This window comes from Microbacterium sp. che218, assembly GCF_040436305.1.
Taxonomy (GTDB): Bacteria; Actinomycetota; Actinomycetes; order Actinomycetales; family Microbacteriaceae; genus Microbacterium; species Microbacterium algihabitans.
Genome location: NZ_AP031501.1, coordinates 2,771,607 through 2,795,442, shown reverse-complemented (window position 1 = coordinate 2,795,442; position 23,836 = coordinate 2,771,607). Strand labels below are relative to the sequence as shown.

Annotated in this window: 15 protein-coding genes and 3 rRNA genes; 6 read left to right on the top strand and 12 right to left on the bottom strand. The window is 67.9% G+C overall.

Annotated features, from left to right (window positions below; genetic code table 11):
• Nucleotides 1-54: 54 nt before the first annotated feature.
• The 6 genes from rrf to ABXS86_RS13095 form a co-directional block, all read right to left on the bottom strand.
• A 5S ribosomal RNA gene (gene rrf, locus ABXS86_RS13120) occupies nucleotides 55-171 on the bottom strand.
• 100 nt (nucleotides 172-271) lie between these two features.
• Nucleotides 272-3,384, bottom strand: a 23S ribosomal RNA gene (locus ABXS86_RS13115).
• 410 nt (nucleotides 3,385-3,794) lie between these two features.
• Nucleotides 3,795-5,316: ribosomal RNA gene (locus tag ABXS86_RS13110) — 16S ribosomal RNA — on the bottom strand.
• The 16S, 23S and 5S rRNA genes sit together here, the layout of an rRNA operon.
• Nucleotides 5,317-5,853: 537 nt before the next feature.
• Entirely contained in the window at nucleotides 5,854-7,185 is a 1,332-nt protein-coding gene (locus tag ABXS86_RS13105; RefSeq protein WP_353664766.1) for a glycosyltransferase family 2 protein, read from the bottom strand.
• The gene (locus tag ABXS86_RS13100) at nucleotides 7,182-8,180 is read right to left on the bottom strand and encodes a glycosyltransferase (RefSeq protein WP_353664765.1); all 999 of its coding nucleotides are present in this window, start codon (nucleotides 8,178-8,180) and stop codon (nucleotides 7,182-7,184) included. The genes ABXS86_RS13105 and ABXS86_RS13100 overlap by 4 nt, the downstream gene beginning before the upstream one ends.
• Nucleotides 8,177-9,145 carry a WcbI family polysaccharide biosynthesis putative acetyltransferase gene (locus tag ABXS86_RS13095; RefSeq protein WP_353664764.1) on the bottom strand — a complete coding sequence of 323 codons (969 nt, stop codon included), beginning with the start codon at nucleotides 9,143-9,145 and terminating at the stop codon, nucleotides 8,177-8,179. The genes ABXS86_RS13100 and ABXS86_RS13095 overlap by 4 nt, the downstream gene beginning before the upstream one ends.
• A gap of 31 nt (nucleotides 9,146-9,176) precedes the next feature.
• Between ABXS86_RS13095 and ABXS86_RS13090 the strand changes: the two genes are divergently transcribed.
• The 4 genes from ABXS86_RS13090 to ABXS86_RS13075 are packed head-to-tail and all read left to right on the top strand — an operon-like array spanning nucleotide 9,177 to nucleotide 13,268.
• Nucleotides 9,177-10,325, top strand: coding sequence for a glycosyltransferase (locus ABXS86_RS13090; protein ID WP_353664763.1), 1,149 nt, complete (start codon nucleotides 9,177-9,179; stop codon nucleotides 10,323-10,325).
• The gene (locus ABXS86_RS13085) at nucleotides 10,322-11,458 is read left to right on the top strand and encodes a glycosyltransferase (RefSeq protein WP_353664762.1); all 1,137 of its coding nucleotides are present in this window, start codon (nucleotides 10,322-10,324) and stop codon (nucleotides 11,456-11,458) included. The genes ABXS86_RS13090 and ABXS86_RS13085 overlap by 4 nt, the downstream gene beginning before the upstream one ends.
• Nucleotides 11,452-12,459: a hypothetical protein gene (locus tag ABXS86_RS13080; protein ID WP_353664761.1), complete on the top strand. Its 1,008-nt coding sequence runs from the start codon at nucleotides 11,452-11,454 to the stop codon at nucleotides 12,457-12,459. The genes ABXS86_RS13085 and ABXS86_RS13080 overlap by 7 nt, the downstream gene beginning before the upstream one ends.
• A complete protein-coding gene (locus ABXS86_RS13075) occupies nucleotides 12,456-13,268 on the top strand; it encodes a glycosyltransferase family 2 protein (protein WP_353664760.1) in 813 nt (270 codons plus the stop codon). Before ABXS86_RS13080 ends, ABXS86_RS13075 begins: the two co-directional genes overlap by 4 nt.
• 153 nt (nucleotides 13,269-13,421) lie before the next feature.
• Here ABXS86_RS13075 and ABXS86_RS13070 read toward each other — a convergent pair whose 3' ends face one another.
• Genes ABXS86_RS13070 through ABXS86_RS13055 form a run of 4 tightly spaced genes read right to left on the bottom strand, consistent with a single transcriptional unit; the run spans nucleotide 13,422 to nucleotide 18,287 of the window.
• The gene (locus ABXS86_RS13070) at nucleotides 13,422-15,104 is read right to left on the bottom strand and encodes an alpha-amylase family glycosyl hydrolase (protein WP_353664759.1); all 1,683 of its coding nucleotides are present in this window, start codon (nucleotides 15,102-15,104) and stop codon (nucleotides 13,422-13,424) included.
• A 26-nt stretch (nucleotides 15,105-15,130) separates the two neighbouring features.
• Nucleotides 15,131-16,066 (bottom strand): carbohydrate ABC transporter permease, encoded by a 936-nt coding sequence (locus ABXS86_RS13065; RefSeq protein WP_409988220.1) that lies wholly within the window; start codon nucleotides 16,064-16,066, stop codon nucleotides 15,131-15,133.
• Nucleotides 16,063-16,977: a carbohydrate ABC transporter permease gene (locus ABXS86_RS13060; RefSeq protein ID WP_307206525.1), complete on the bottom strand. Its 915-nt coding sequence runs from the start codon at nucleotides 16,975-16,977 to the stop codon at nucleotides 16,063-16,065. The genes ABXS86_RS13065 and ABXS86_RS13060 overlap by 4 nt, the downstream gene beginning before the upstream one ends.
• Entirely contained in the window at nucleotides 16,974-18,287 is a 1,314-nt protein-coding gene (locus ABXS86_RS13055) for an ABC transporter substrate-binding protein (protein ID WP_353664758.1), read from the bottom strand. The genes ABXS86_RS13060 and ABXS86_RS13055 overlap by 4 nt, the downstream gene beginning before the upstream one ends.
• Before the next feature lie 145 nt (nucleotides 18,288-18,432).
• Here ABXS86_RS13055 and ABXS86_RS13050 point away from each other — a divergent pair, with 145 nt between their 5' ends.
• Together ABXS86_RS13050 and ABXS86_RS13045 are read left to right on the top strand one after the other, a co-directional pair.
• Nucleotides 18,433-19,659, top strand: coding sequence for an ROK family protein (locus ABXS86_RS13050; RefSeq protein WP_353664757.1), 1,227 nt, complete (start codon nucleotides 18,433-18,435; stop codon nucleotides 19,657-19,659).
• Nucleotides 19,660-19,759: 100 nt separating this feature from the next.
• Nucleotides 19,760-21,046, top strand: a complete 1,287-nt coding sequence (locus ABXS86_RS13045) for an alpha-amylase family glycosyl hydrolase (protein ID WP_353664756.1) — start codon at nucleotides 19,760-19,762, stop codon at nucleotides 21,044-21,046.
• A gap of 400 nt (nucleotides 21,047-21,446) precedes the next feature.
• On the opposite strand, the gene ABXS86_RS13040 is transcribed toward ABXS86_RS13045, so the two are convergent.
• The gene (locus ABXS86_RS13040) at nucleotides 21,447-22,097 is read right to left on the bottom strand and encodes a response regulator (RefSeq protein ID WP_144784459.1); all 651 of its coding nucleotides are present in this window, start codon (nucleotides 22,095-22,097) and stop codon (nucleotides 21,447-21,449) included.
• A complete protein-coding gene (locus ABXS86_RS13035) occupies nucleotides 22,094-23,725 on the bottom strand; it encodes a sensor histidine kinase (RefSeq protein WP_353664755.1) in 1,632 nt (543 codons plus the stop codon). The genes ABXS86_RS13040 and ABXS86_RS13035 overlap by 4 nt, the downstream gene beginning before the upstream one ends.
• Nucleotides 23,726-23,836 lie beyond the last annotated feature (111 nt).

Here is a 23,836-nt window from a genome sequence, read left to right as displayed (position 1 = left end):
CCGTAAATGCGAAATGGCCACCCAGCTTTGGGTGGCCATTTCGACTTAAAGGAAGTCCGGCGGTGTCCTACTCTCCCACAGGGTCCCCCCTGCAGTACCATCGGCGCTGAGAGGCTTAGCTTCCGGGTTCGGAATGTGACCGGGCGTTTCCCTCTCGCTATGGCCGCCGAAACACTATTGATGTTTCAAAAACCAACAACGATATTTCATTGTTGTGTTCCCGACCGTACATCGAGAACCACTCAGTGGACGCAAGCACCAAAAACGGTGTGTTATCAAGTCATCGGCTTATTAGTACCGGTCAGCTTCACGTATTACTACGCTTCCACATCCGGCCTATCAACCCAGTAGTCTGGCTGGGAGCCTCTCACCATAAATGGTATGGAAGTCTCATCTTGAGGCCGGCTTCCCGCTTAGATGCTTTCAGCGGTTATCCATCCCGAACGTAGCTAATCAGCGGTGCTCCTGGCGGAACAACTGACACACCAGAGGTTCGTCCAACCCGGTCCTCTCGTACTAGGGTCAGATCCTCTCAAACTTCCTACGCGCGCAGCGGATAGGGACCGAACTGTCTCACGACGTTCTAAACCCAGCTCGCGTACCGCTTTAATGGGCGAACAGCCCAACCCTTGGGACCTACTCCAGCCCCAGGATGCGACGAGCCGACATCGAGGTGCCAAACCATGCCGTCGATATGGACTCTTGGGCAAGATCAGCCTGTTATCCCCGAGGTACCTTTTATCCGTTGAGCGACAGCGCTTCCACAAGCCACTGCCGGATCACTAGTCCCGACTTTCGTCCCTGCTCGACCTGTCAGTCTCACAGTCAAGCTCCCTTGTGCACTTACACTCGCCACCTGATTGCCAACCAGGTTGAGGGAACCTTTGGGCGCCTCCGTTACATTTTGGGAGGCAACCGCCCCAGTTAAACTACCCACCAGGCACTGTCCCTGAACCGGATCACGGTCCTAAGTTAGATATCCAGAGTGACCAGAGTGGTATTTCAACAATGACTCCACACTCACTGGCGTGAATGCTTCACCGTCTCCCACCTATCCTACACAAGCCACACCGAACACCAATACCAAGCTGTAGTAAAGGTCACGGGGTCTTTCCGTCCTGCTGCGCGTAACGAGCATCTTTACTCGTAATGCAATTTCGCCGAGTTCGCGGTTGAGACAGTTGGGAAGTCGTTACGCCATTCGTGCAGGTCGGAACTTACCCGACAAGGAATTTCGCTACCTTAGGATGGTTATAGTTACCACCGCCGTTTACTGGGGCTTAAATTCTCAGCTTCGCCTTGCGGCTAACCGGTCCTCTTAACCTTCCAGCACCGGGCAGGCGTCAGTCCGTATACATCGTCTTGCGACTTGGCACGGACCTGTGTTTTTAGTAAACAGTCGCTACCCACTAGTCTCTGCGGCCACCACACCCTTTCGGAGCAAGTCCTAATAAGTGGATGGCCCCCCTTCTCCCGAAGTTACGGGGGCATTTTGCCGAGTTCCTTAACCACGATTCTCTCGATCTCCTTGGTATTCTCTACCTGACCACCTGAGTCGGTTTGGGGTACGGGCGGCTTGAACCTCGCGTCGATGCTTTTCTTGGCAGCATAGGATCACCCACTTTTTATCCGCATCGTGTCTCAGCCTTAATAAGTGACGGATTTGCCTATCACTTGGCCTACGCACTTGCACCAGGACTACCATCGCCTGGCTTGGGCTACCTTCCTGCGTCACACCTGTTAATACGCTAGCCGCACCAGCATGGGGTCGAGCGTTCACACGGACGTGCCTTCACCCCGAAGGGATCAACAACATTCCGAGCTAGGACTCTTAGCACCACTGGATTAGCTTGGGCGGTTCTTCGCCGGTACGGGAATATCAACCCGTTGTCCATCGACTACGCCTGTCGGCCTCGCCTTAGGTCCCGACTTACCCAGGGAAGATTAGCTTGACCCTGGAACCCTTGGTCTTTCGGAGGACGTGTTTCTCACACGTCTTTCGCTACTCATGCCTGCATTCTCACTCGTGTAGCGTCCACGGCTGGGTCACCCCGCCGCTTCACTCGCCACACGACGCTCTCCTACCCATCAACACGGCTGGACCACGAAGGCCTACCAAAAATGTCAATGCCACAACTTCGGTGGCGTGCTTGAGCCCCGTTACATTGTCGGCGCGGAATCACTTGACCAGTGAGCTATTACGCACTCTTTCAAGGGTGGCTGCTTCTAAGCCAACCTCCTGGTTGTCAAAGCAACTCCACATCCTTTCCCACTTAGCACGCGCTTAGGGACCTTAGTTGGTGGTCTGGGTTGTTTCCCTCTCGACTATGAAGCTTATCCCCCACAGTCTCACTGCTGCGCTCTCACTTACCGGCATTCGGAGTTTGGCTGACGTCAGTAACCTTGTAGGGCCCATCGGCCATCCAGTAGCTCTACCTCCGGCAAGAAACACGCAACGCTGCACCTAAATGCATTTCGGAGAGAACCAGCTATCACGAAGTTTGATTGGCCTTTCACCCCTATCCACAGCTCATCCCCTCAGTTTTCAACCTAAGTGGGTTCGGTCCTCCACGACGTCTTACCGTCGCTTCAACCTGGCCATGGATAGATCACTTCGCTTCGGGTCTAGGACACGCGACTGAATCGCCCTATTCAGACTCGCTTTCGCTACGGCTACCCCACACGGGTTAACCTCGCCACGTATCGCTAACTCGCAGGCTCATTCTTCAAAAGGCACGCTGTCACCCCTACTAAGGAGGCTCCAACGGTTTGTAAGCAAACGGTTTCAGGTACTATTTCACTCCCCTCCCGGGGTACTTTTCACCTTTCCCTCACGGTACTTGTCCGCTATCGGTCATCTGGGAGTATTTAGGCTTATCAGGTGGTCCTGACAGATTCACACGGGATTTCTCGGGCCCCGTGCTACTTGGGATACTCTTCACGCCAAGAACAAGCATTTCGACTACGGGGTTCGCACCCTCTATGACCGGCCGTTCAAAACCGTTCGTCTATACTCTCTTGTCACGTCGATCATTCGGCAGAACAATCCGAAAAGTCCCACAACCCCCAACATGCAACGCCTGCCGGCTATCACACACGCTAGGTTTAGCCTCTTCCGATTTCGCTCGCCACTACTGACGGAATCGCTTTTGCTTTCTCTTCCTGTGGGTACTGAGATGTTTCACTTCCCCACGTTCCCTCTACCCGCCCTATATATTCAGGCGGGAGTCACCAGGTACGCACGCGCCCTGGCGGGGTTTCCCCATTCGGACACCCTCGGATCAAAACTCGCTTATCAGTTCCCCGAGGCTTATCGCAGATTGCTACGTCCTTCTTCGGCTCCAGATGCCAAGGCATCCACCGTTTGCTCTTAAAGACTTGAAATCACATGAGTTGAATCGTCAAAAAATTGACTAATGATCTTTAAGATCATCTTCACGACACAAACCCGAAGGCTCATGTCGAAGATGCTCGCGTCCACTGTGTAGTTCTCAAAGTACGGGCGGTACCCCTCCCCGACGCCACAACCGTGACACCAGAAAAAGGCCCTCGAGGAACAGCCACCAACAACGAATCCGAAGACCCCCGTCAGCGCCCGGCCCCTCAGGACCCAACAGCGTGCATGTGCCCACCCCTTTGGACCGAACCGTTCCCACAGACAAGCTGCGTACTAGATCCAAACCATCAGATATGAGCACCAAGTCAAATGTTCCACCCATGAGCTAACCGGCAGACACATTCGGTCTGATCCGGCGCCTGAACAACCCCATTACAGGGCGTCAGATGCTCCTTAGAAAGGAGGTGATCCAGCCGCACCTTCCGGTACGGCTACCTTGTTACGACTTAGTCCTAATTACCGATCCCACCTTCGACGGCTCCCTCCACAAGGGTTGGGCCACCGGCTTCAGGTGTTACCGACTTTCATGACTTGACGGGCGGTGTGTACAAGACCCGGGAACGTATTCACCGCAGCGTTGCTGATCTGCGATTACTAGCGACTCCGACTTCATGAGGTCGAGTTGCAGACCTCAATCCGAACTGGGACCGGCTTTTTGGGATTCGCTCCACCTCACGGTATTGCAGCCCTTTGTACCGGCCATTGTAGCATGCGTGAAGCCCAAGACATAAGGGGCATGATGATTTGACGTCATCCCCACCTTCCTCCGAGTTGACCCCGGCAGTATCCCATGAGTTCCCACCATTACGTGCTGGCAACATAGAACGAGGGTTGCGCTCGTTGCGGGACTTAACCCAACATCTCACGACACGAGCTGACGACAACCATGCACCACCTGTTTACGAGTGTCCAAAGAGTTGACCATTTCTGGCCCGTTCTCGTATATGTCAAGCCTTGGTAAGGTTCTTCGCGTTGCATCGAATTAATCCGCATGCTCCGCCGCTTGTGCGGGTCCCCGTCAATTCCTTTGAGTTTTAGCCTTGCGGCCGTACTCCCCAGGCGGGGAACTTAATGCGTTAGCTGCGTCACGGAAACCGTGGAATGGTCCCCACAACTAGTTCCCAACGTTTACGGGGTGGACTACCAGGGTATCTAAGCCTGTTTGCTCCCCACCCTTTCGCTCCTCAGCGTCAGTTACGGCCCAGAGATCTGCCTTCGCCATCGGTGTTCCTCCTGATATCTGCGCATTCCACCGCTACACCAGGAATTCCAATCTCCCCTACCGCACTCTAGTCTGCCCGTACCCACTGCAGGCCCGAGGTTGAGCCTCGGGATTTCACAGCAGACGCGACAAACCGCCTACGAGCTCTTTACGCCCAATAATTCCGGATAACGCTTGCGCCCTACGTATTACCGCGGCTGCTGGCACGTAGTTAGCCGGCGCTTTTTCTGCAGGTACCGTCACTTTCGCTTCTTCCCTGCTAAAAGAGGTTTACAACCCGAAGGCCGTCATCCCTCACGCGGCGTTGCTGCATCAGGCTTTCGCCCATTGTGCAATATTCCCCACTGCTGCCTCCCGTAGGAGTCTGGGCCGTGTCTCAGTCCCAGTGTGGCCGGTCACCCTCTCAGGCCGGCTACCCGTCGACGCCTTGGTGAGCCATTACCTCACCAACAAGCTGATAGGCCGCGAGCCCATCCCAGACCAAAAAATCTTTCCAACCCCCACCATGCGATAGGGGCTCATATCCAGTATTAGACGCCGTTTCCAGCGCTTATCCCAGAGTCCAGGGCAGGTTGCTCACGTGTTACTCACCCGTTCGCCACTGATCCACCAAGCAAGCTTGGCTTCACCGTTCGACTTGCATGTGTTAAGCACGCCGCCAGCGTTCATCCTGAGCCAGGATCAAACTCTCCGTAAAAAAGAAATGCATACAACCACCGGGAAAACGGGGCCGCAGCGAGTTTGAAACTGACCAAAGAGAAACATCATTACTGACGTATCCATATGCCAACCCCCGAAAGGGTTGGTCTTTGATCCAAAGGAATTTCTCGCGATCCGAAGACCGACGAGGAATAAATTGGCATTTGACAAGTGCACGCTGTTGAGTTCTCAAGGAACGGACGCACCCACAGGAAACAGTCTTCCGACCTACCCGTGAGGCAGTTCACTAGATTGCCGCTCAGGCACGTCCGGCAGCACGAAAACTCCGGAAGGAGATGTTCTGCTGAGGATGTGTGCCGATTGGCAGGATCCCAACTGTAGACCAAAGAGTCGAAACTCTCAACATCTGGTGTTGGGGGTGGTTCGCTACTTGAGGGGCTGCGGGGCCTTTCGGCCGCTCCGCTCTCCCCTGTGGGGCGAACAAGTAATAAGTTACGCGGGAACCGCCGACCCGTCGAATCCACCCACCCCCCGGGCGTGTCGCGCCCGCAGGGCCGCGCAAGGACGCGGGTTCTCAGGCGAAGCGGTCGGCTCCGCCCCATCCCCCGACCCACGCCTCGACGTGGGGTTCCGGTCCCACCGCGTGCATACCGTTGACGGTCACAGTCAGAAAGCGGTGTCCGTCGCCCGTGTCCCATCGCCGCCGACGGCGGAGGGCGCGTCGACTGATCGCGTGGCCCAGCGTCGCTCCCTCGGGCGAGACCAGTTCCACGGTGCCGACCGACGCGCCACTCAGCACGGCGATCGCACGGACCAGAGGCTCGGGGTCGAGCACCACCACCGGTACACGCAGTTCGAGCACGACGCGGACGTCGTCCCCGTTCTCTGCGGACACGCGCGGATCCCCATCCAGTGCCGCCGACTCTCGCGCGGCATCCGTCACCACCCGCGCACGAGGGAAAGCGACGAGCAGGGAATCGACGCAGACGAACGCCGCGGCGATCCCCACCCCCGCGGGGAGGCGCACCTCGAGGTCGGGCGCCGTCGGCAGCAGCCCCCGCGCGGACGACCCGTCTACAGGAATCATCGACGCGAGACGCAGGGTCTGCTCGTTGCCCGCGCGACGGTGGTCGCCCGATTCGCGGCCGGCCCAATCCGGGCCGTCGTGCCAGGCGACGGCATCCGGGACGTGCGCGAACACCGCGCCGGCCTGCCACGCGCGATGCGCCCACTCCCAGTCTTCGCCGCCGTACGAAGAGAACGATTCGTCGAAGCCCCCGGACTCGAGGAAGAAGCGCCGCGAACAGGCGAGAACCGCGCTGATGACGTAGCGGTAGGAGCGGTCGTCGGCGTCGAGCAGGTTTCCGCTGCGCGCATAGGCGTCGCGCAACCACGCGGGCTCGTCGAGCTCTCGCGACGGAGCCACCTCCGCGATCGGAGCGTCGAGCGGGACCTCGGAGAGGTCGGCGTGGCGGCGGCGTCCCACCGTCACCGCCTCGGGGAGCAGTGTCGGCAGGCGCACCATCTTGCGCACGTAGTCGCGCTCGGGAGTCGTGTCGGCGTCGAGGAAGCACAGCACCTCGCCCGTGGCGGCTCCCACCCCGAGGTTGCGGGCGGCGGCGGCTCGGAACCCGCGGTCGTCCTGCCGGACGAGACGGACACCGGCGGGGACGACGGGCTCGTCGGGGGATCCGTCATCGGCGACGATCACCTCGAGCAGATCGGCCGGATAGTCCTGCGCCGCGAGGGCGAGGAGGGTGCGGGCGAGCTCGACGGGCTGGTCGTAGTGGGTGACGATGACGCTCACCCGGACCGGCTCGGGCTCGCGGTGGGCGAGCAGATCCCATCGGTTGCCCGGCACCCACGGCATCCGGTCGTTCCATGCGCCGGCTGGCGACTCGCTCACGCGCGCGTCTCCGTCCACCAGTCGAGGTAGGCCCGTGCGGCGTCGGCGCGGCCGAAAGGCACCCGGTCCAGGCCGTGCCAGGTGGATCCGGGATCGGCGCGCGCGGCCGAGACGGCGGCCGCGAGGGCGTCGGGGTCGACGGGAGAGAGGGTTCCAGGCCGCAGGGCGGCCATCTCGTCGACGTAGCGGTTGCGCACGGCGAGGGGGCGGCGCCCCCATCCGATCCACGACGCGAGCGATCCGGATGCCGAGACGTGGCGATGCGCGATGACCGGCACCGCGACCCGGCTCACGCGCGCGGCCATGTCGACGTCGTCGAGCCACCCCGTGACCTCCACCCGGACTCCGCGATCCGCGGCGCGCCGCTCGAAGGCGGCGAGGTCGTCGGCGTGTCCGTCGGAGGCGCGACCGAGCACGGTGAGGCGCGTCATGCCGGCCTCGACCGCTGCGTCCAGCGCCTCGTCGTGCCCCTTGCCGGGGTAGAAGTAGCCCAGGACACCCAGCGAATCATCGAGGGGCCCGGCCGAGGTGTCCGGGGTGGATTCGACGGGGAGCGGCACGACCGCGACGGGGCCGTTCCACACTTCCTCTTCGCGCAGCAGCTCGCGCTCGTGGGCGCTGTTGACGACCACGCCGCGCGCGGCCTCGACCACCGCGCGGTAGAACGCCCGGCGGCGCGGGCGGTTCCGCTCCCCGTCGGACTCCTGCGGCACGTCGTGCAGGGTGACGGTGAGCGGGTGGCGGGACGCCAGGGCCTCGACGGCCCGGGCGGCCTCCTCGGGCGAGGCGCCCCAGAGGCGATCGGTCACGTGCGCGTGCACGGGCGTCCCGCTCGGCAGTTCGGCGAGAGTGGCGGGCGTCACCGTCCGCGTCGCCGGCTCCAGTCGCACGACCTCCGCCGCGATCTGACGGGCGTAGACGGCGACACCGTGCGGCCCCGACGGCGCGAGGAGCACGGGCGGGGCGGCATCCGGAACCGAAGACGTCGCGGTCACGCCGCCGCCGCCCAGGTGCGCAGGAGCGGGGTCATGCGCTCGACGACGGCCGCGAGCAGGGCGGGGTGCGCGGCGTAGTACGCCGATTGCGCGTCGCGCACGGCCGCCGCGGACACGCGCTCGCCCGCCACGATCCAGTCGGGCTCGGGAGCGTCGTCGAGCTCCCACGCATCGACCACCCACGACTCGAGGGGCGCGCGCACCGACGCGAGGATCGGGCGCCCGGGGTCGACGACCTGGCCGGGGTGGCCGAGCGCGGCAACGATGCGTTCGCCCAGGGGCAGGAACAGCGCGTTGCCGGGGTGGTTCACGGTGCGGGCGAGGTCGGAGACGACGGGCGAGAAGAGGTCGGATGCCGAGACGTCGAGCCCCATCGCCTCGCGGCGGCGCAGTTCGGCGATCGAGGCGGCGGCGATCTCGCGGACGGTGGTCGCCGGGAGTCGCGGAGGCACGGCGATGCCCGCCGCCGCAGCGACCGTGCGCACGTCGTGATACGCCACGATCGGCGGATCTTCGGGGAAATCGGGGAGGCGGAGCACCGCCTGGAAGGGATGAAGGCCCGCGAAGCGGACGGCCGGGACCGTGACGGCGCGGGCCGCGGACGGCAGGGCCGCGCGCAGCTGAGCGGTGCCGAGCGGGAGGCCGCGGTAGTCGTCGCGGATCGGCTGGACGACCAGGAACGCCGCCTCCGCCAACAATGCGTGCAGGCGTTCCGCGTCGGCGGCGTCGAGTTCGTGCACCGCGGGCACGCGGATCGCCGGCAGCGCGTCGGAGGAGATGACCAGGCGCAGCGACTCCGCCTGGCAGTTGCCCACGACGATGCCGAAGCCCGCGGGGGGAGCCACGTCGCCGAAGAAGGCGGCGTAGTGCGCCCGGCGCGCTATCACCGCGTCGCCGTGGTCCGCAAGGCTGTTCAGCCCCGCCCTCTCGCCACCCATGATGAGGAACGTATCCGTCGGTGCCATCGTCGTCACAACCGCCCCGTTGCATTGCGATGTGCCTGGTGATGCGGTACGCGCATCCCTACGCACGCAACGCCACGAGGAGGAGAAGATCGTCGCCACCACCGTCCCCCCGGTTCGAGTCGCCGCCGTTCCCTCGGCCCACCCCTACGTCACCGCCGTCGCCGACCCCGCGCACGTGCACCTGCTGGCGGATCCGCCGCCCCCCGGCGCTCCGGCCGGTCAATGGTGGCCACCTCAGGTGCTGCTGCCGACATGGCTCGAGCAGCACGCCGCGGAGTTCGACCTCGTGCACGTGCACTTCGGCATCGAGTCGTACCGCCCCAACGAGCTCGCCGACACCGTCGCGACCCTGCGCCGCCTCGGAAAGCCGCTGGTCTACACGGTGCACGACCTCGAGAACCCGCAGTTGAGCGCCCAGGAGGAGCATCGCGCCTCGGTCGCCGTGCTCGCGGAGGCCGCGGACGAGCTCATCACCCTGACCGACACCGCCGCGGAGGAGGTCCGCGCGATCGCGCACCGCTCCCCCACGGTCATCGCGCATCCCACGCTGCTGGGCGAGTCTCCGCGACCGATGGGCACCGCGCACGACCTGATGCGGGTGGGCGTGCATCTGCGCGACCTGCGTCCGAACATCGACGGCGTCGGCACCGTCGCCACCCTCGTCCGTGCGATCGCGGACCTCCGCGCGCAAGGTGCGCGGGTCGAAGGCGTCGTGCGGATGAACGAACGCGTTCGCGACGACGAGGCCGCGGCATCCATCGCCCTGCTCGCCGAGAAGTGCGACGGCGTGCGGGTCGAACGGGGTCCGCGTCAGGACGACGACGAGCTCTCGACGTGGCTCGCCGACCTCGACGCGTGCCTGCTGCCCTACCGCCACGGCACCCAGTCGGGTTGGGCGGAACTCTGCTACGACCTGGCCGTTCCCGTGATCGGCACGCGCGTCGGCCACATCGCGGCACAGCACCCGGGCGACTTCCACACCTTCGGCGTCGGCGATCCGCTCTCCCTTGCCCGCGCGATCGTCGGCGCGACCGATCCCGCCTGGTCGACCCCGGGTTCGCGGCGTCGCGCCGCCGAAGTCGAACGACGCCGTGGCGAACGCCTCACGGAGTGGGAGGCGGTGCGCGCGGCGCACCGCGAGGTCTACCGACGGGCTCTTTCGGCGGAGGTGGCCGCGTGATCCGCGGCCAGCGACCGCTGCGCGTGCTCGTGGTCGCGCCCTCGCGCTACGCGCTGCGGCAGCCGCACGCCGGCGGACTCGAAGCGGCCGTGTGGGATCGCGTGCGTTGGCTGCGCTCGCGTGGGCACGACGTGACCCTGTGCGCCGCCGATGGCTCCGACTTCCTCGGCGAAACCGCGGAATTCCGCCTGCCGACCCCCGAGTGGACACGGCCCGAAGACGCCTCCGACACCGACTACCCCAGCGGCTACGCCGACGCGGTGGACGCCGCCTTCGACGCCGCGCGCGACCGCCTCATCGCCGACCGCCACCTCTACGACCTCGTCGACAACCACAGCCTGCACCCGGCACCCATCCGCTGGAGCCGCGAGGCCGACATCCCGGTCGTCACGACCCTGCACACCCCTCCGCTCGAGGCGCTGCTCGAAGCCGCCGACGACGTGCGCGACAGCTCGCACCGATTCGTCGCGGTGAGCCAGGCGACAGCGCGGGCGTGGTCGGTCGAGGGGGTCGACGCGTTCGTGTTCCCCAACGGCGTCGACACCGACCAGTGGACCCGCGGCGATGGCGGGACCTCATGGGTCTGGACGGGGCGCGTCGTGCCCGAGAAAGCACCGCACCTCGCCATCGAGGCCGCCCGCGAAGCCGGAGCGCACATCGTGCTCGCCGGCCGCATCGGCGACGTGGACTACTTCGAGCAGGAGATCGTGCCGCGCCTCGGAGTGCACGCGCGGTACGTGGGACCGCTGCGGCAGCCGGATCTCTGCCGCCTCGTCGGCTCGTCGGCCGTCGCCCTGGTCACCCCGATGTGGGAGGAGCCGTTCGGTCTGGTGATCGTCGAGGCCCTCGCGACGGGGACCCCCGTCGCGGCGTTCGACATCGGCGGGGTGTCGGAGGTGATCGCCGGGATCCCCGGCGCCGTCACCGTCACCGCCGGTGACGTCGTGGCTCTCGCCCACGCCGCTGCTCGTCTCGCCGCCACCGGTGCGCACGAACCGCTCACCCGCGTCTGGACGCGTCGCGCCACCGTCCGCCAGCACTCTCTCGCGCGGCGCCACCGCGAGGTCGAGCGCGTGCTCGCCCACATCGCGCAGCCGGTACCGGCGCGCCGCGTGCCGGCGGTGTCGTGGTGATCGGCTGGTACGTCCACCACCACGGGTTCGGGCACGTCGCCCGCTTCCTCGCCGTCTCCCCGCACCTGCGCGAACCCGTCGTGGCGTTCTCGTCGATGCCGCGGCCGGCGGGCCTGCCCTCTGAGATCGAGTGGATCGAGCTGCCCCCGGACGCCGATGCGTTCGAGGACGCCGACGGCACGATCATCGACCCGCGTCATGCCGAGCCGACCGCCCGCGGAAACCTGCACTGGGCTCCGCACGGGCACCCCGGGCATCGCGCGCGGCTGGCGGCCATCGCGGCCACCGCCGTCGACCGCGACCTGCGCGTGCTCGTCGTCGACGTGAGCGCCGAGGTCGTTTCCTTCGGGCGCCTGCTCGGACTGCACACCGTCGCGGTGACGCAGCCCGGCGAACGCACGGACCTTCCGCATGCCCTCGCCTACGCCCTGGCCGACCGCATCGTCGCGCCCTGGGCGCACGGCGCCGTCTCGACCACGGGACTCGCGGGGCACGCCGACCGCGTGATGTGGACCGGTGGGATCTCGCGGTACGACGGCCGGCCCGACGACGGCGCCCGCGACGCGCGATCCGTGCTGCTGCTGGGCCGAGTGCTCGACGACGACATCCGCGAAGAGGCGACCGACCGCCTGCGAGCCCGCGGGTGGGAGGTCACCGCGATCGGCCATGACGAGGCCTCCCGCCTCGACGACCCCTGGCCCCTACTCACGCGCAGCACCGTCGTCGTCAGTGCGGCGGGGCAGAACAGCGTCGCCGACCTCGCGGCATCCGGATCTCGAGCCGTCGTCATCTCGCAGGACCGACCGTTCGACGAGCAGCACCACACCGCCGACGCCCTCAGCCGGTGGGGACTCGCGCGTCGCGCCGATCAGACCGTCTCGGCCGACGACCTCGTGACCCTCGTCGAGAGCGCCGCCGGCGACGACCCCGACTGGGCGCTCTGGCAGGTCGCGGGCGCGGCCCGGCGCATGGCCTCGGCCATCGAGGCGGTGCTGCCGTGAAGACGGCCGTCATCACCGTCGCCTCAGCGGCGCGGCAGGAACACCTCGAACGACAGCGACGCGTGCTGGCGGAGGTGGCGGACGACATCGTGCGGGTGGAGGCGTGGCTCGACGAGACGCCCCCGACGCAGGCTCCGGATGCCGGCACCCTCACGCTGCACGTGCCGCCGGGGCCGCACGGGATGCGCGTGGGCGAAGGGCGCAACCGCGCCGCCGCACGGGCTCTGGAAGCGGGCGCGGAACTGCTCGTCTTCCTCGACGTGGACTGCCTGCCGGGTCCTGACCTCCTGCCCGCGTACCGCGCCGCCGCGGCCGGGCACCCCGACGCGATCCTGGCCGGAGCCGTGACGTACCTGGCGAGCGTCCAGCGCCCGGAATCGGCATCCGACCTGCCCTTCCTCGTACGCCCCCACCGGGCGCGACCGGCCCTGCCGTCGGGGTGGACGCGATCCGCGAACCCGCCGGAGTACGACCTGTTCTGGTCGCTGTCGTTCGCGGTGACACCCGCGACCTGGGCCCGGATCGGCGGCTTCCACGCCGGCTACGAGGGCTACGGCGCCGAAGACACCGACCTCGCCTGGACGGCTCGCGACGCCGACGTCGAGATGCGCTGGGTGGGCGGGGCCGATGCGTTCCACCAGTGGCATCCGGTGTCGTCTCCCCCGTGGCAGCATCTCGACGACATCCTGCGCAACGGTGCGACCTTCCACCGCCGCTGGGGGTCGTGGCCGATGGGCGGATGGCTCGACGCCTTCGCCGCGGCCGGGGCGATCGAGCGCCGCGGCGACGAGTGGGTGCGCACGGCCTGACGACTGTCGAGTGTCCACGACACCCGGAGTGCCAGGGGACCCGGTCCGGGTGTCGTGGACAGTCAGCGATGTTTCGGCGCGCCCGCCGCCCCGCGCCCCACGCTGATCGCGGGGCGCGGGGCGGGAGCGGGGCGCGACCGGCGGGTCGGGGCGTCAGGCGCGACGCAGCCAGACCGTCGTCTCGCCCGGCAGCGTGTCGCCGTCGAGCGCGCGGCTCGACACCAGCACCTCGCCGGCGGGCAGGGATGCCGGCTGGTCGCCGAAGTTGGTCACCACGGTCCAGCCGTTCGGCCGCTCGAACGCCACGACCTCGTCGCCGGCCGCCTCCACCCACGCGAGCTGCTCGTCGGTCTGCAGCTCATGGCGCAGATCGAGGGCGCGGCGGTAGAGCGTGAGGGTGGACGCGGGGTCGCCGTCCTGCAGATCGACGGCGTAGGTGGCGAACCAGTCCGGTTGCGGCAGGTGCGCGCCGCCCTCTCCGAAACCGAAAGCAGGTCCCGACTCCGACCAGGGCAATGGCACACGGCATCCGTCGCGCCCCTGATCGATTCCACGGCTGCGGAAGAACGTCGGGTCCTGCCGCTGGTCGTCGGGGATCTCGGCCACCTCGTGCAGGCCGAGCTCCTCGCCCTGGTACAGGTACGCGGAGCCGGGCAGGCCCAGCACGAACAACGCGGCCGCGCGCGCACGGCGCTCGCCCCGCTCGGCGTCGAGCGTCGGCGACTGCCCGCCCGACAGCAGCCACTCGTTGCCGTGCTTGAGCGTCGGGCGTCCGTCGTCGCCGCGCTCCGCGTCGGGGAGGCCGTACCGCGTGGCGTGACGGACGACGTCATGGTTCGACAGCACCCACGTGGTCGACGAGCCCGAGGTCGCGGCGAGCGCGAGGTTGTCGGCCACGATCGTGCGGAACTGGCGCGCGTCGAAGTCGGCCTCGAGCAGGTCGAAGTTGAACGACTGGCCGAGGCTCTCGGCGCTGGCGTACAGCGGTACGCGCGAGGGGTGCACCCACGCCTCGGCCACGGCGGTGCGCGGCGGGTCGTACGAGTTGAACACCGCGCGCCACTCGGCGTAGACCTCGTGCACGTCGTCGCGGTCGAGCAGCGGGTGGTTGCCGTCGATCGGCATCGCGTCGAGCTCGGCCTGCGAGGGCAGCGGCTCGCTGAGGTCTTTGGTGAGCATGTGCGCCACGTCGATGCGGAACCCGTCGACGCCGCGGTCGCTCCAGAACCGCAGGGTCTTGACGAAGTCGGCGCGCACGTCGGGGTTCGACCAGTTCAGGTCGGGCTGCGAGACGTCGAAGTTGTGGAAGTACCACTGGCCGTCGGCGACGCGCTCCCACCCCGATCCGCCGAAGACCGACACCCAGTCGGTGGGCGGCTCGGACCCGTCGGGGCCGGTGCCCTCGCGGAAGATGTACCGCTCGCGCGCGGCCGACCCGCGGCCGGCGGCCAGGGCCTCCTGGAACCAGGCGTGGTCGTTCGAGGTGTGGTTCGGCACGATGTCGACGACGACGCGGATGCCATGGGCGTGCAGCTGCGCGATGAGCTCGTCCATGTCGGCCAGGGTCCCCAGCCGCGGGTCGACGTCGCGGTAGTCGGCGACGTCGTAGCCGCCGTCGGCGAGGGCCGAGGGATAGAAGGGGCTGAGCCAGATGGCATCCACCCCCAACTCGGCCAGGTACGGAACGCGCGAGGTGATGCCGGGGATGTCGCCCAGGCCGTCGTCGTTCGTGTCGGCGAAGCTGCGGGGATAGACCTGGTAGACGACGGCCTGGCGCCACCAGTCGGGGGCGTCGGAGAGTTCGCGGGCGTGTACGGACGGTGCTGCGGTGGTCACGGTTGTCCTTTCGAGGGGATGGTCGGTCAGCCCTTGACGGCGCCCTGCGTGACGCCCGCCATCACCCAGCGCTGGGTGAAGAGGTAGGCGACGATCGCGGGGGCCATGGCCATGAGATACGAGGCGAAGGCGACGTTGTAGTTGTTGGAGAACTGCGTCTGGAACAGGTTCTGACGCACGGGCAGGGTCTGCAAGGCCGGGTCGCTGATGATCAGCGAGGGCATCATGAAGTCGTTCCAGGCGTAGAGGAAGGCGAAGATGCCGACCGTCGCGCTCATCGGCGCCAGCAGCGGGAAGATCAGCTGCCAGAACGTCTGCCACGTGGTCGCGCCGTCGATGCGCGCGCTCTCTTCGAGCTCGAGGGGGATCGAGCGCAGGAACGCGGTGAACAGCAGCACGCTGAAGCTGAGCTGGAACATCGTGGCGAGGATGATCACGCCCAGCGGGTTGTCGAGCCCGACGCGACCCGTGAGCTGGATCTGCGGCAGCGCCACGACCGGGAACGGGATGAACATCGCCGCGAGCAGGTAGAAGAACGAGTACCGGAAGAGCTTGCGGTCCCAGTTGCGGGCGATCGCATAGGAGGCGAAGGCCGCCAGGATGATCGTGGCGACGACGGTGCCGGCGGTGACCAGCAGCGAGATCGCCAGGCCCACCGGGAACTTCGTCAGTGTCCACGCCTGGACGAACCCGTCGAAACTGATCGGCGACGGGAACGAGAAGGCGTTGCCGTCGACGACCTGGGTGCCGCTCTTCAACGCCATCGAGACGGTGACGTACAGGGGCAGCAGCACGGTCAGGGCGCAGAGCACGAGGATGGTCGTCGTGGGCCAGTTGACGCGCTCCATACCGACGCGGCGGGAGCGGCGGCGCGAACGCTCGGAGCCGGCGGGACCCTCGCGCTCGGGGAGGGTGAGCTCCGCCTGCTCGACGGCGAGGGCGGGCTGGTTGAGGGCGGTCATGACAGGGTGTTCCTTCCCCGGGTCAGCGAGAGCTGCACGAGCGAGATGACGACGGCGACCACGAAGAAGAGCGCGGCGTTGGCCATCTGGTAGGCGTAGTCGCCTCCGTTGAATCCCAAGATGATCGACATCGCGACGCTGCGGGTCGCGGTGCCGGGGCCACCGCCGGTGAGACCGACGATGATGTCGTACGCGTTCAAGAAGCCCTTGAAGCCGAGGATGACGTTGATCACGACGTACCCGGCCACCAGCGGCAGCGTGATGCGCAGCAGCTGCTGGGTCTTGCTCGCCCCGTCGAGGCCGGCGGCCTCGTAGACGTCGCCGGGCACCGCCAGCAGACCCGCGATGTAGATCAGGAGCGTGCCGGGGATGGCCTGCCACGCGGTGACGATGACGATCGCGACCCACGCGAGGTCGGGGTTGGCGAGCAGGCTCGTCTCGAGCCACGGGATGCCGAGGGCGGCCCCCGCCTCGGGCACCGAGTTGCTGAAGAGGAAGTTGAAGACGTAGGCGATGATGATGCCCGAGATCACCATCGGGATGACGAAGACCGTGCGCAGCGCCTTCTTGAAGCGGATCTGCGCGGTCAGCCCGACGGCGAGCAGGAACGCCGCCACGTTGACGACGATCACGGTCGCGATCGAGAAGCCGAACGTGAACAGATACGCCTGCAGGATGGCCGGGTCGCTGAAGATTGCGATGTAGTTGGTGAGCCCGGTGAAGTTCCACTCCCCCAGGCCGATCGAGTCGGTGAAGCTGAAGAAGATGCCGATCAGGCCCGGAACCGTGATCGCGAGCGTGAACAGCGCGAGGGTCGGCACGAGGAACAGGTAGTAGATGGGCTCGACCCGACGGGTGCTGCGACGCGCTGTCGCCTTGCCTCCCGTGACGATCGTGGTGGTGGTGGTCATCGCGTGGCCTCCTCGCCAGCGGCATCGTTCGTCGAGGCCGGGGGCTGGCGGAACGCCAGGCGCGACCAGTCCTCGTCCATGGTGCGCAGGGTCGACTCGGGCGAGGCGCCGAAGATCATCGCCTGGGCGTAGTTGAAGGTCGGGATCGTCTTGGGCACGAGCACCGAGGCGCCCTGGTAGATGCGCCCCTCGTCGTAGTACGGGATCATCCCGGCCACGCGCGGGTCGCTCGGCGAGGGGGCGTCGGTGGTGGGGGCGAAGCCGAGCTGCGACTCGTTGTAGGCCTGGATGATCTCGGGCTGGTAGAGGTACTCGAGGAAGTCGCGCGCGGCGTCCTGATGGCGCGAGGCCTCGGGGATGATCGCGGCGAGGTCCATGTTGACGCGCACCTTGAGGTCGGCGGGGTCGTCGGTCATGGGCAGCGGGAACGTGCCGACGGGCAGGTCGGGCGCGGTCTTGGCGATCTCGCCGAGCGCCCACGGTCCCTGCAGGTACATGGCCGCCTGCCCCTGGGCGAAGGCGAGGTTGCCGTCGCCGTACGCCCGGCTCTCGGCATCCGGATTCGTGTAGTCCCGCGCCAGCTCGAGCATGCGGTCCATGGGCTCGGTGAAGTCCCTGGCGAACGACACGGCCGACTCGGGTCCGACGTCGGCGCCCTCGCCTGCGAGGCCGTCGAAGAAGTCGATGACGTCGAGCGAACCGCCCACGGAGTAGTCGTACCAGCCCTGCGCGACAGTCCAGTCGTCTTTGAAGGTTCCGTAGAAGGGCGTCACGCCGTTCTGCTTCAGCGTGTCGGCGACCTGGATGAGCTCGTCGTAGGTGGTGGGCACCTGAAGCCCGAGCTGGTCGAAGATCTGCTTGTTGTAAATGACGGATGCCGCCATCACCGAGTACGGCAGGGCGCTGGTGCGACCCGCGCAGGAGCCGTACTGGTCCATGAGCGGCTGGAGGTCTTCGCGGACGCTCGCGGCGGCCTCGGTGCCGCTGAGGTCGCTGAGCGCGCAGCGCTGCACGAAGCGGGCGACCTCGTAGTTGTAGTTGGCGAGCATGATGTCGGGCGGGTTGCCGCGGACGAAGCTCGCCGACACGACGTCGACGCCCGAGCTGTCCATCTCGACGCGCACCTCGTCTTGAGAGGCGTTGTACTGCGCGACGACGTCGTTCATGAACGACAGCGCCTCGCGCTTGCTGAAGGTGAAGCGGATGGTCTCGCGCCCGTCGGCCGAGCAGCCCGCGAGCAGACTCGCCCCGAGCACCCCCACCGCGGTCGCCGCGAGCCACCGTCGCCCGGCTCTGGTCTTCGTCGACACCTGGTTTCCTCCTTCGCCGCACTGCGAATATGTTGTATCAGTGACTAAATCTAGTCGCCAAATCAATGTCGTGGAGGCAGTATTGCATTGGGGCGCACCCCGGTCAAGAGGCCCGGGACGCGAGCTGACGAAGGGGCGGATGCCGATGGATGCCACGACCGCCACGCCCTCGCTGCGTCGGCACAGCCTCGACGCCGTGCTGCGCCATGCCTGGGATGTCGACGCCTTCACCGCGAGCGATGTGATCGCGACCGTCGGGGTGACGCGGTCGACGGCGATCGACGTGCTCGACGAACTGACCGCCCGACGGCTGCTGGCCGAGATGCCGAACGCCCGCGCCGTCGGGGAGTACTCCAAGGGCCGGCCCGCGCGACGCTTCGCCTTCCAGCCCGGCACCGGCGTGGTCGTCGGCGTCGATGCCGGGCGAGGGCACGTGACCGCCACGGTCGCCGACCTGCGCGGCGAAACACTCGCGACCTCGCGCCTGGCCGTCGACCCCGAACGCGACTCCCCCGAGCGACGCAGACGCGCCGCCGAGACGATCGTCGACGCGACCCTCACGCGCGCACGACGCGAGAGGAGCGACATCGTCGCGATGTGCGTCGGGGTGCCCGCCCCCGTCGACCGCCACGGACGCTCGCCCGTGCACCACGACCGGTTCTGGGAACGCATGAACCCCGGCTTCGTCGACACCTTCCAGGCGTGGTCGCCGGTCGTGCGCGTCGAGAACGACGCCTCTCTCGCCGCCGTGGCCGAGCGCGCGCGGGGAGCGGCCGTCGGCTGCGACGACTTCGTCGCCCTGCTCGCCGGGGAGCGCTTCGGCGCCGGCGTCCACCTCGACGGCCGCCTGCTGCGCGGAAAGCACGGCGGCGCGGGTGAGACCGTGGCCTTCGACCGCGTCGAGGGCGTCGGCAGCGCGGAAGGTCTCGCGCCCCGCTGCGTCGACGCGGCGCGGGCGGCGCTCGCCGACGGCAGCCTTCCGGCCGCCAGCGCGCTGCGCGGGATCGATCCCCAATCCCTCGACGCCAAGACGCTGCTCGACCTCGCGGCGGCGGGCGACGCCGGGGCCCTCGCCATCGCGCGTCACGTGGGCGGGGCGTTGGCCGGCGTGGTCGGCATCTTCGGCAGCCTCTTCGACGTCGACCGCGTGATCGTCTCCGGCGCGATCGCCGCGGGCGCGGGTCCGATCATCGACGCCGCGATCGCCGCCCTACCGCGAGCCCTCGACCTGCCCGCCCCCGAGATCGTCGCGTCGGGCCTCGGCGCCGACATCGTCTCGATCGGCGCGGTCGCCGCCGCGGTCGAGGCGGCGCGCGAGAACGCCCTCGATCTCCCCCTCTTCGCGCTGCCCGAGGATCGCGCGCGAGCCTGAGCCACGGCATCCGGAACGACAGGACAACCCCCGCGGCGTGGATCGCGCGGACGGATAGCGTTGAGGGGTCCGGTTCGATCCCCGGGCAGGTGGAGACCCCATGCCTTCATGGCCCGAACACGTCATGTGGTGGCACGTCTACCCGCTCGGCTTCGTCGGCGCCCCGATCCGTGACGGCGAGGGGCCGGATGACGAGATCGTGCACCGTCTCGACCGCCTCGACCCCTGGCTGGACCACGTCATCGAGCTCGGCCTGAACGGACTCCTGCTCGGCCCCGTGTTCGCGTCGGAGACCCACGGCTACGACACCGTCGATCACCTGCGCATCGACCCGCGGCTCGGCGACGACGGCGATCTCGACCGCCTGCTTGCGGGAGCTCGGGAGCGCGGCATCCGCGTGCTGTTCGACGGGGTGTTCAACCACGTCGGGCGGGCGCACCCCGCGTTCCGGACCGCGACCGAGGACGGTCCGCAGCTGTTCCGCGGGCGCTGGGTCGACGGACGGTTCGAGGCCGAGGTGTTCGAGGGGCACGGCGCGCTCGTCGCCCTCGACCACTCGTCGCCGGCGGTCGCCGACCTCGTGGTCGACGTGATGTGCCACTGGCTCGAGCGCGGGATCGACGGGTGGAGGTTGGATGCCGCGTACGCGGTGCCGCCGGAGTTCTGGGCCGCGGTGCTTCCGCGGGTGCGCGAGAGGTTCCCCGAGGCGTGGTTCGTCGGCGAGGTCATCCACGGGGATGGCCCCGCCATCGTGCGCGCATCGACGATGGACTCGCTGACGCAGTACGAGCTGTGGCAGGGCATCTGGCACGGCATCGCCGACGGCAACCTCTTCGAGCTGAGCCACGCGATCGAGCGGCACGACGAACTGCTCGCCATCTTCGCGCCGCAGACGTTCGTCGGCAACCACGACGTCACCCGCATCGCCTCGGCCATCGGATCCGATCTCGTGCCGCACGCCCTCGCCGTGCTCTTCACGGTCGCCGGAACGCCGTCCGTCTACGCCGGCGACGAATTCGGGTGGACCGGGGTGAAGGAAGAGCGCGAGGGCGGCGACGACGCGGTGCGGCCGGAGTTCCCGGCATCGGCAGCGGAGGTCGGCGAGGTGGACGAGCGGATCCTCGAGGCGCACCTCGCGCTCATCGCGCTGCGCCGCCGCAAGCCGTGGCTCTGGCGCGCGCACACCGACGTGGTCGAGGTCGCCAACGCCGCGATCGTGCTGCGCACCGCGGTCGGCAACGACGCGGTCGTGGTGGCGCTGAACATCGGCGACGAGGCGGCGTCGGTGCCGGCCGCCGACGCGCGCACGGTCGTCACCGGCGACGGCACCCTCGCCGACGGGCGGATCGAGCTCGGCCCCCGCGGGTGGGCGGTGCTGGAGGGCTGAGCCTCAGGCGGCGGCGGAAAGGTCCCTGAGCCTGTCGAAGGGACCGGGACCCGCTGGCGACCGCGGACGCTTCGACAGGCTCAGCGACCGCTCACCGGGACCAGGACCCGCAGACGACCGCGGACGCTTCGACAGGCTCAGCGACCGCTCACCGGGACCAGGACCCGCAGACGACCGCGGACGCTTCGACAGGCTCCGCGACCGCTCACCGGGACCAGGACCCGCAGACGACCGCGGACGCTTCGACAGGCTCCGCGACCGCTCACCGGGACCAGGACCCGCGGACGACCGCGGACGCTTCGACAGGCTCAGCGACCGCTCACCGGGACCAGGACCCGCGGACGACCGCGGACGCTTCGACAGGCTCAGCGACCACGCTTCGTCAGGCTCAGCGACCGCGTCAGGCGCCGGCGCGGAAGCGGTGCTCGGGACGGCCGGTCGAGCCGTACCGCAGGCTCACCTGCACGAGCCCGCGTTCGGCGAGCGCCGTGAGGTGGCGCTGCGCCGTCGCACGCGAGACCCCGATGCGCTCGGCCACCTCGGTCGCCGACGCCTCGTCGGCGCCGAGCGCGGCGAGCACGGTCTGCTCGGTCGCCGACCGCGCGAGCGAGGGTCCGTCACGCTCGCCCCGCATCGCCGCGGCGGCCCGGTCGATGTCGTCCTGCGAGAGGGGGCGCGGGCTCGACAGCAGATTGCGGTAGCGCGCGAAGCGGTCGAGGCGCTCGGCGAGCACGCGCGTGTCGAACGGCTTGACGAGATAGGCCAGCGCACCGGCCGAGAACGCGCGGCGCACGGTCGCGGCATCCGTCGCCGCCGACAGCACGAACGCGTCGACGTCGAGCGAGCGCACCAGCTCGATGCCGTCGCCATCGGGGAGGTACACGTCGGCCAGCACGAGGTCGGGCGCGTGCGCGGCCACCGCGGCGCGGGCCTCACCGACCGTGCGCGCCGGTTCGAGCGCGACGAAGCCCGGCCGCGCCGCCACCGCATCGCGGTGCAGTCCCGCCACGCGGAAGTCGTCGTCGACGACCAGAACCCGGATGCCGTTCACTCTCTGGTTCCCTCTCGCTCGCTCGTCCCGCCTCGCACGCCCGGCAGTCGCGCCGCCATCACCGCGCCGTGATCGCCGCCCCCGGCGTCGACCACCCACACCTCGCCGCCCCGGCGTCGGGCGAACTCGCGCGAGAGCGGGAGTCCGATGCCGAGTCCGTGCACGGCATCCGGATCGTCGCCGCGCTCGCGCGGCGCGAAGATCGCCTCGATGTCGGCGATGCCGGGTCCCGTGTCGGCCACCGTCAGCACGACCGCGTCGGCGTCGTCGAGCACGCTCACCTCGACCCCGCGGGGTTCGGGAGCGGATGCCGCCGCCGTCACGGCGTTGTCGATGAGGTTGCCGAGCACGGCGACCACGTCTTCGACGTCGTCGATCGGCGCGCTCGAGAACGTGTCGTCGGCCACGCGCAACGCGACGCCGCGCTCGCGCGCCGACAGCCCTTTGGCGCCGAGGAACGACTGCAGCATGGGGTCGCCGACGAGCTCGATGCCGGGCACGGCCCAGTCCACCGATCCGCGGTCGACGAGGTCGGCAAGGAATGCGCGCGCTTCGTCGGTGCGTCCGGCGTCGAGAAGGCCCACCGCGGCGTGCAGGCGGTTGGCGTTCTCGTGGCGCTGGACGCGCAGCGCGTCACCCATGGCGCGCACGCTGTCGAGGCGCCCCGACAGGGCGATGACGTCGGTGCGGTCGCGCAGCGTCGCCACCCGGCCGAGGGTCCGCGTGCCCCGGCGCACCGGGCGCACGTCGAGGAAGACCACGCGATCTCCCAGCGGGAGCCCGCTCGACGCACCCGGTGCCGACAGGGCGGCGACGACGGCGGGCGGGAGCCCGAGCTCGTCGAGGCGGTGGCCCACGGCATCCGTGATCCCGAGAAGCCGCTCGGCGGAGGGCGTGCACACCCGCACGACACCGGCGTCGTCGAGGGCGAGCACTCCCTCGTCGGCGCTCTCGAGCACGGCGGTCTGCGTCTGCACGAGCGACACCAGCTCTTCGGGCTGGACGCCCAGGGTCAGTCGCTCGAGTCGGCGGCGCATCAGCAGGGCGACCACGGCCCCGATCGCCACGGCGAGCGCCACGGCGACCGCGATCCCGCCGATGAGGGCCGGGAGGTCGTCGAACACGCTCGCGCGCTCGAAGCCGACGCTCACCTCGCCCACGGGCGCTCCCCCGCCGGGCGGGTAGACCGGCACCTTCGCGCGGGCCGATTCGCCCAGCGTCCCCGTCTCCCACGTCACGACCTCGCGCCCGGCGAGCGCGTCGGCGAAGCTCGTGCTGACCACCTCGCCCAACCGGTCCGGATCGGGGTGGGCGAGGCGGATGCCGTGGTCGTCGGTGATCACGACGAACAGGCCCTGCGTTCGTCCGGTGACGTCGGCGGCGTACTGCTGCAGCGCGCCGCCGCGGAGGCCCGCGGCATCCGGAGTGCCGGGATCGGCGGAGTACTCCGCCACGCGCTCGCGCACCTCGGGCGCCTCGGCCACGGAGCGGGCGATGTTGAGGGCCGAGGAATCGGCCTCGGCCTTGAGCTGCTGCACGCCGAGCCAGGCGAAGACGGCGGTGCAGACGACCACGACCACGAGCTGGGTGGCGATCTGCACGAGGAGCATCCGTGTGGCAAACCGCATGCGCACCTCCTCGCTCGGCGTCTTCGGCGCGCGGGGCGGCGCGCACGGCTTTGTGCGCGAAATGCGCAGAACACACGGTACGCGCATAACGCCCCGCAATGCGAGCAAGCG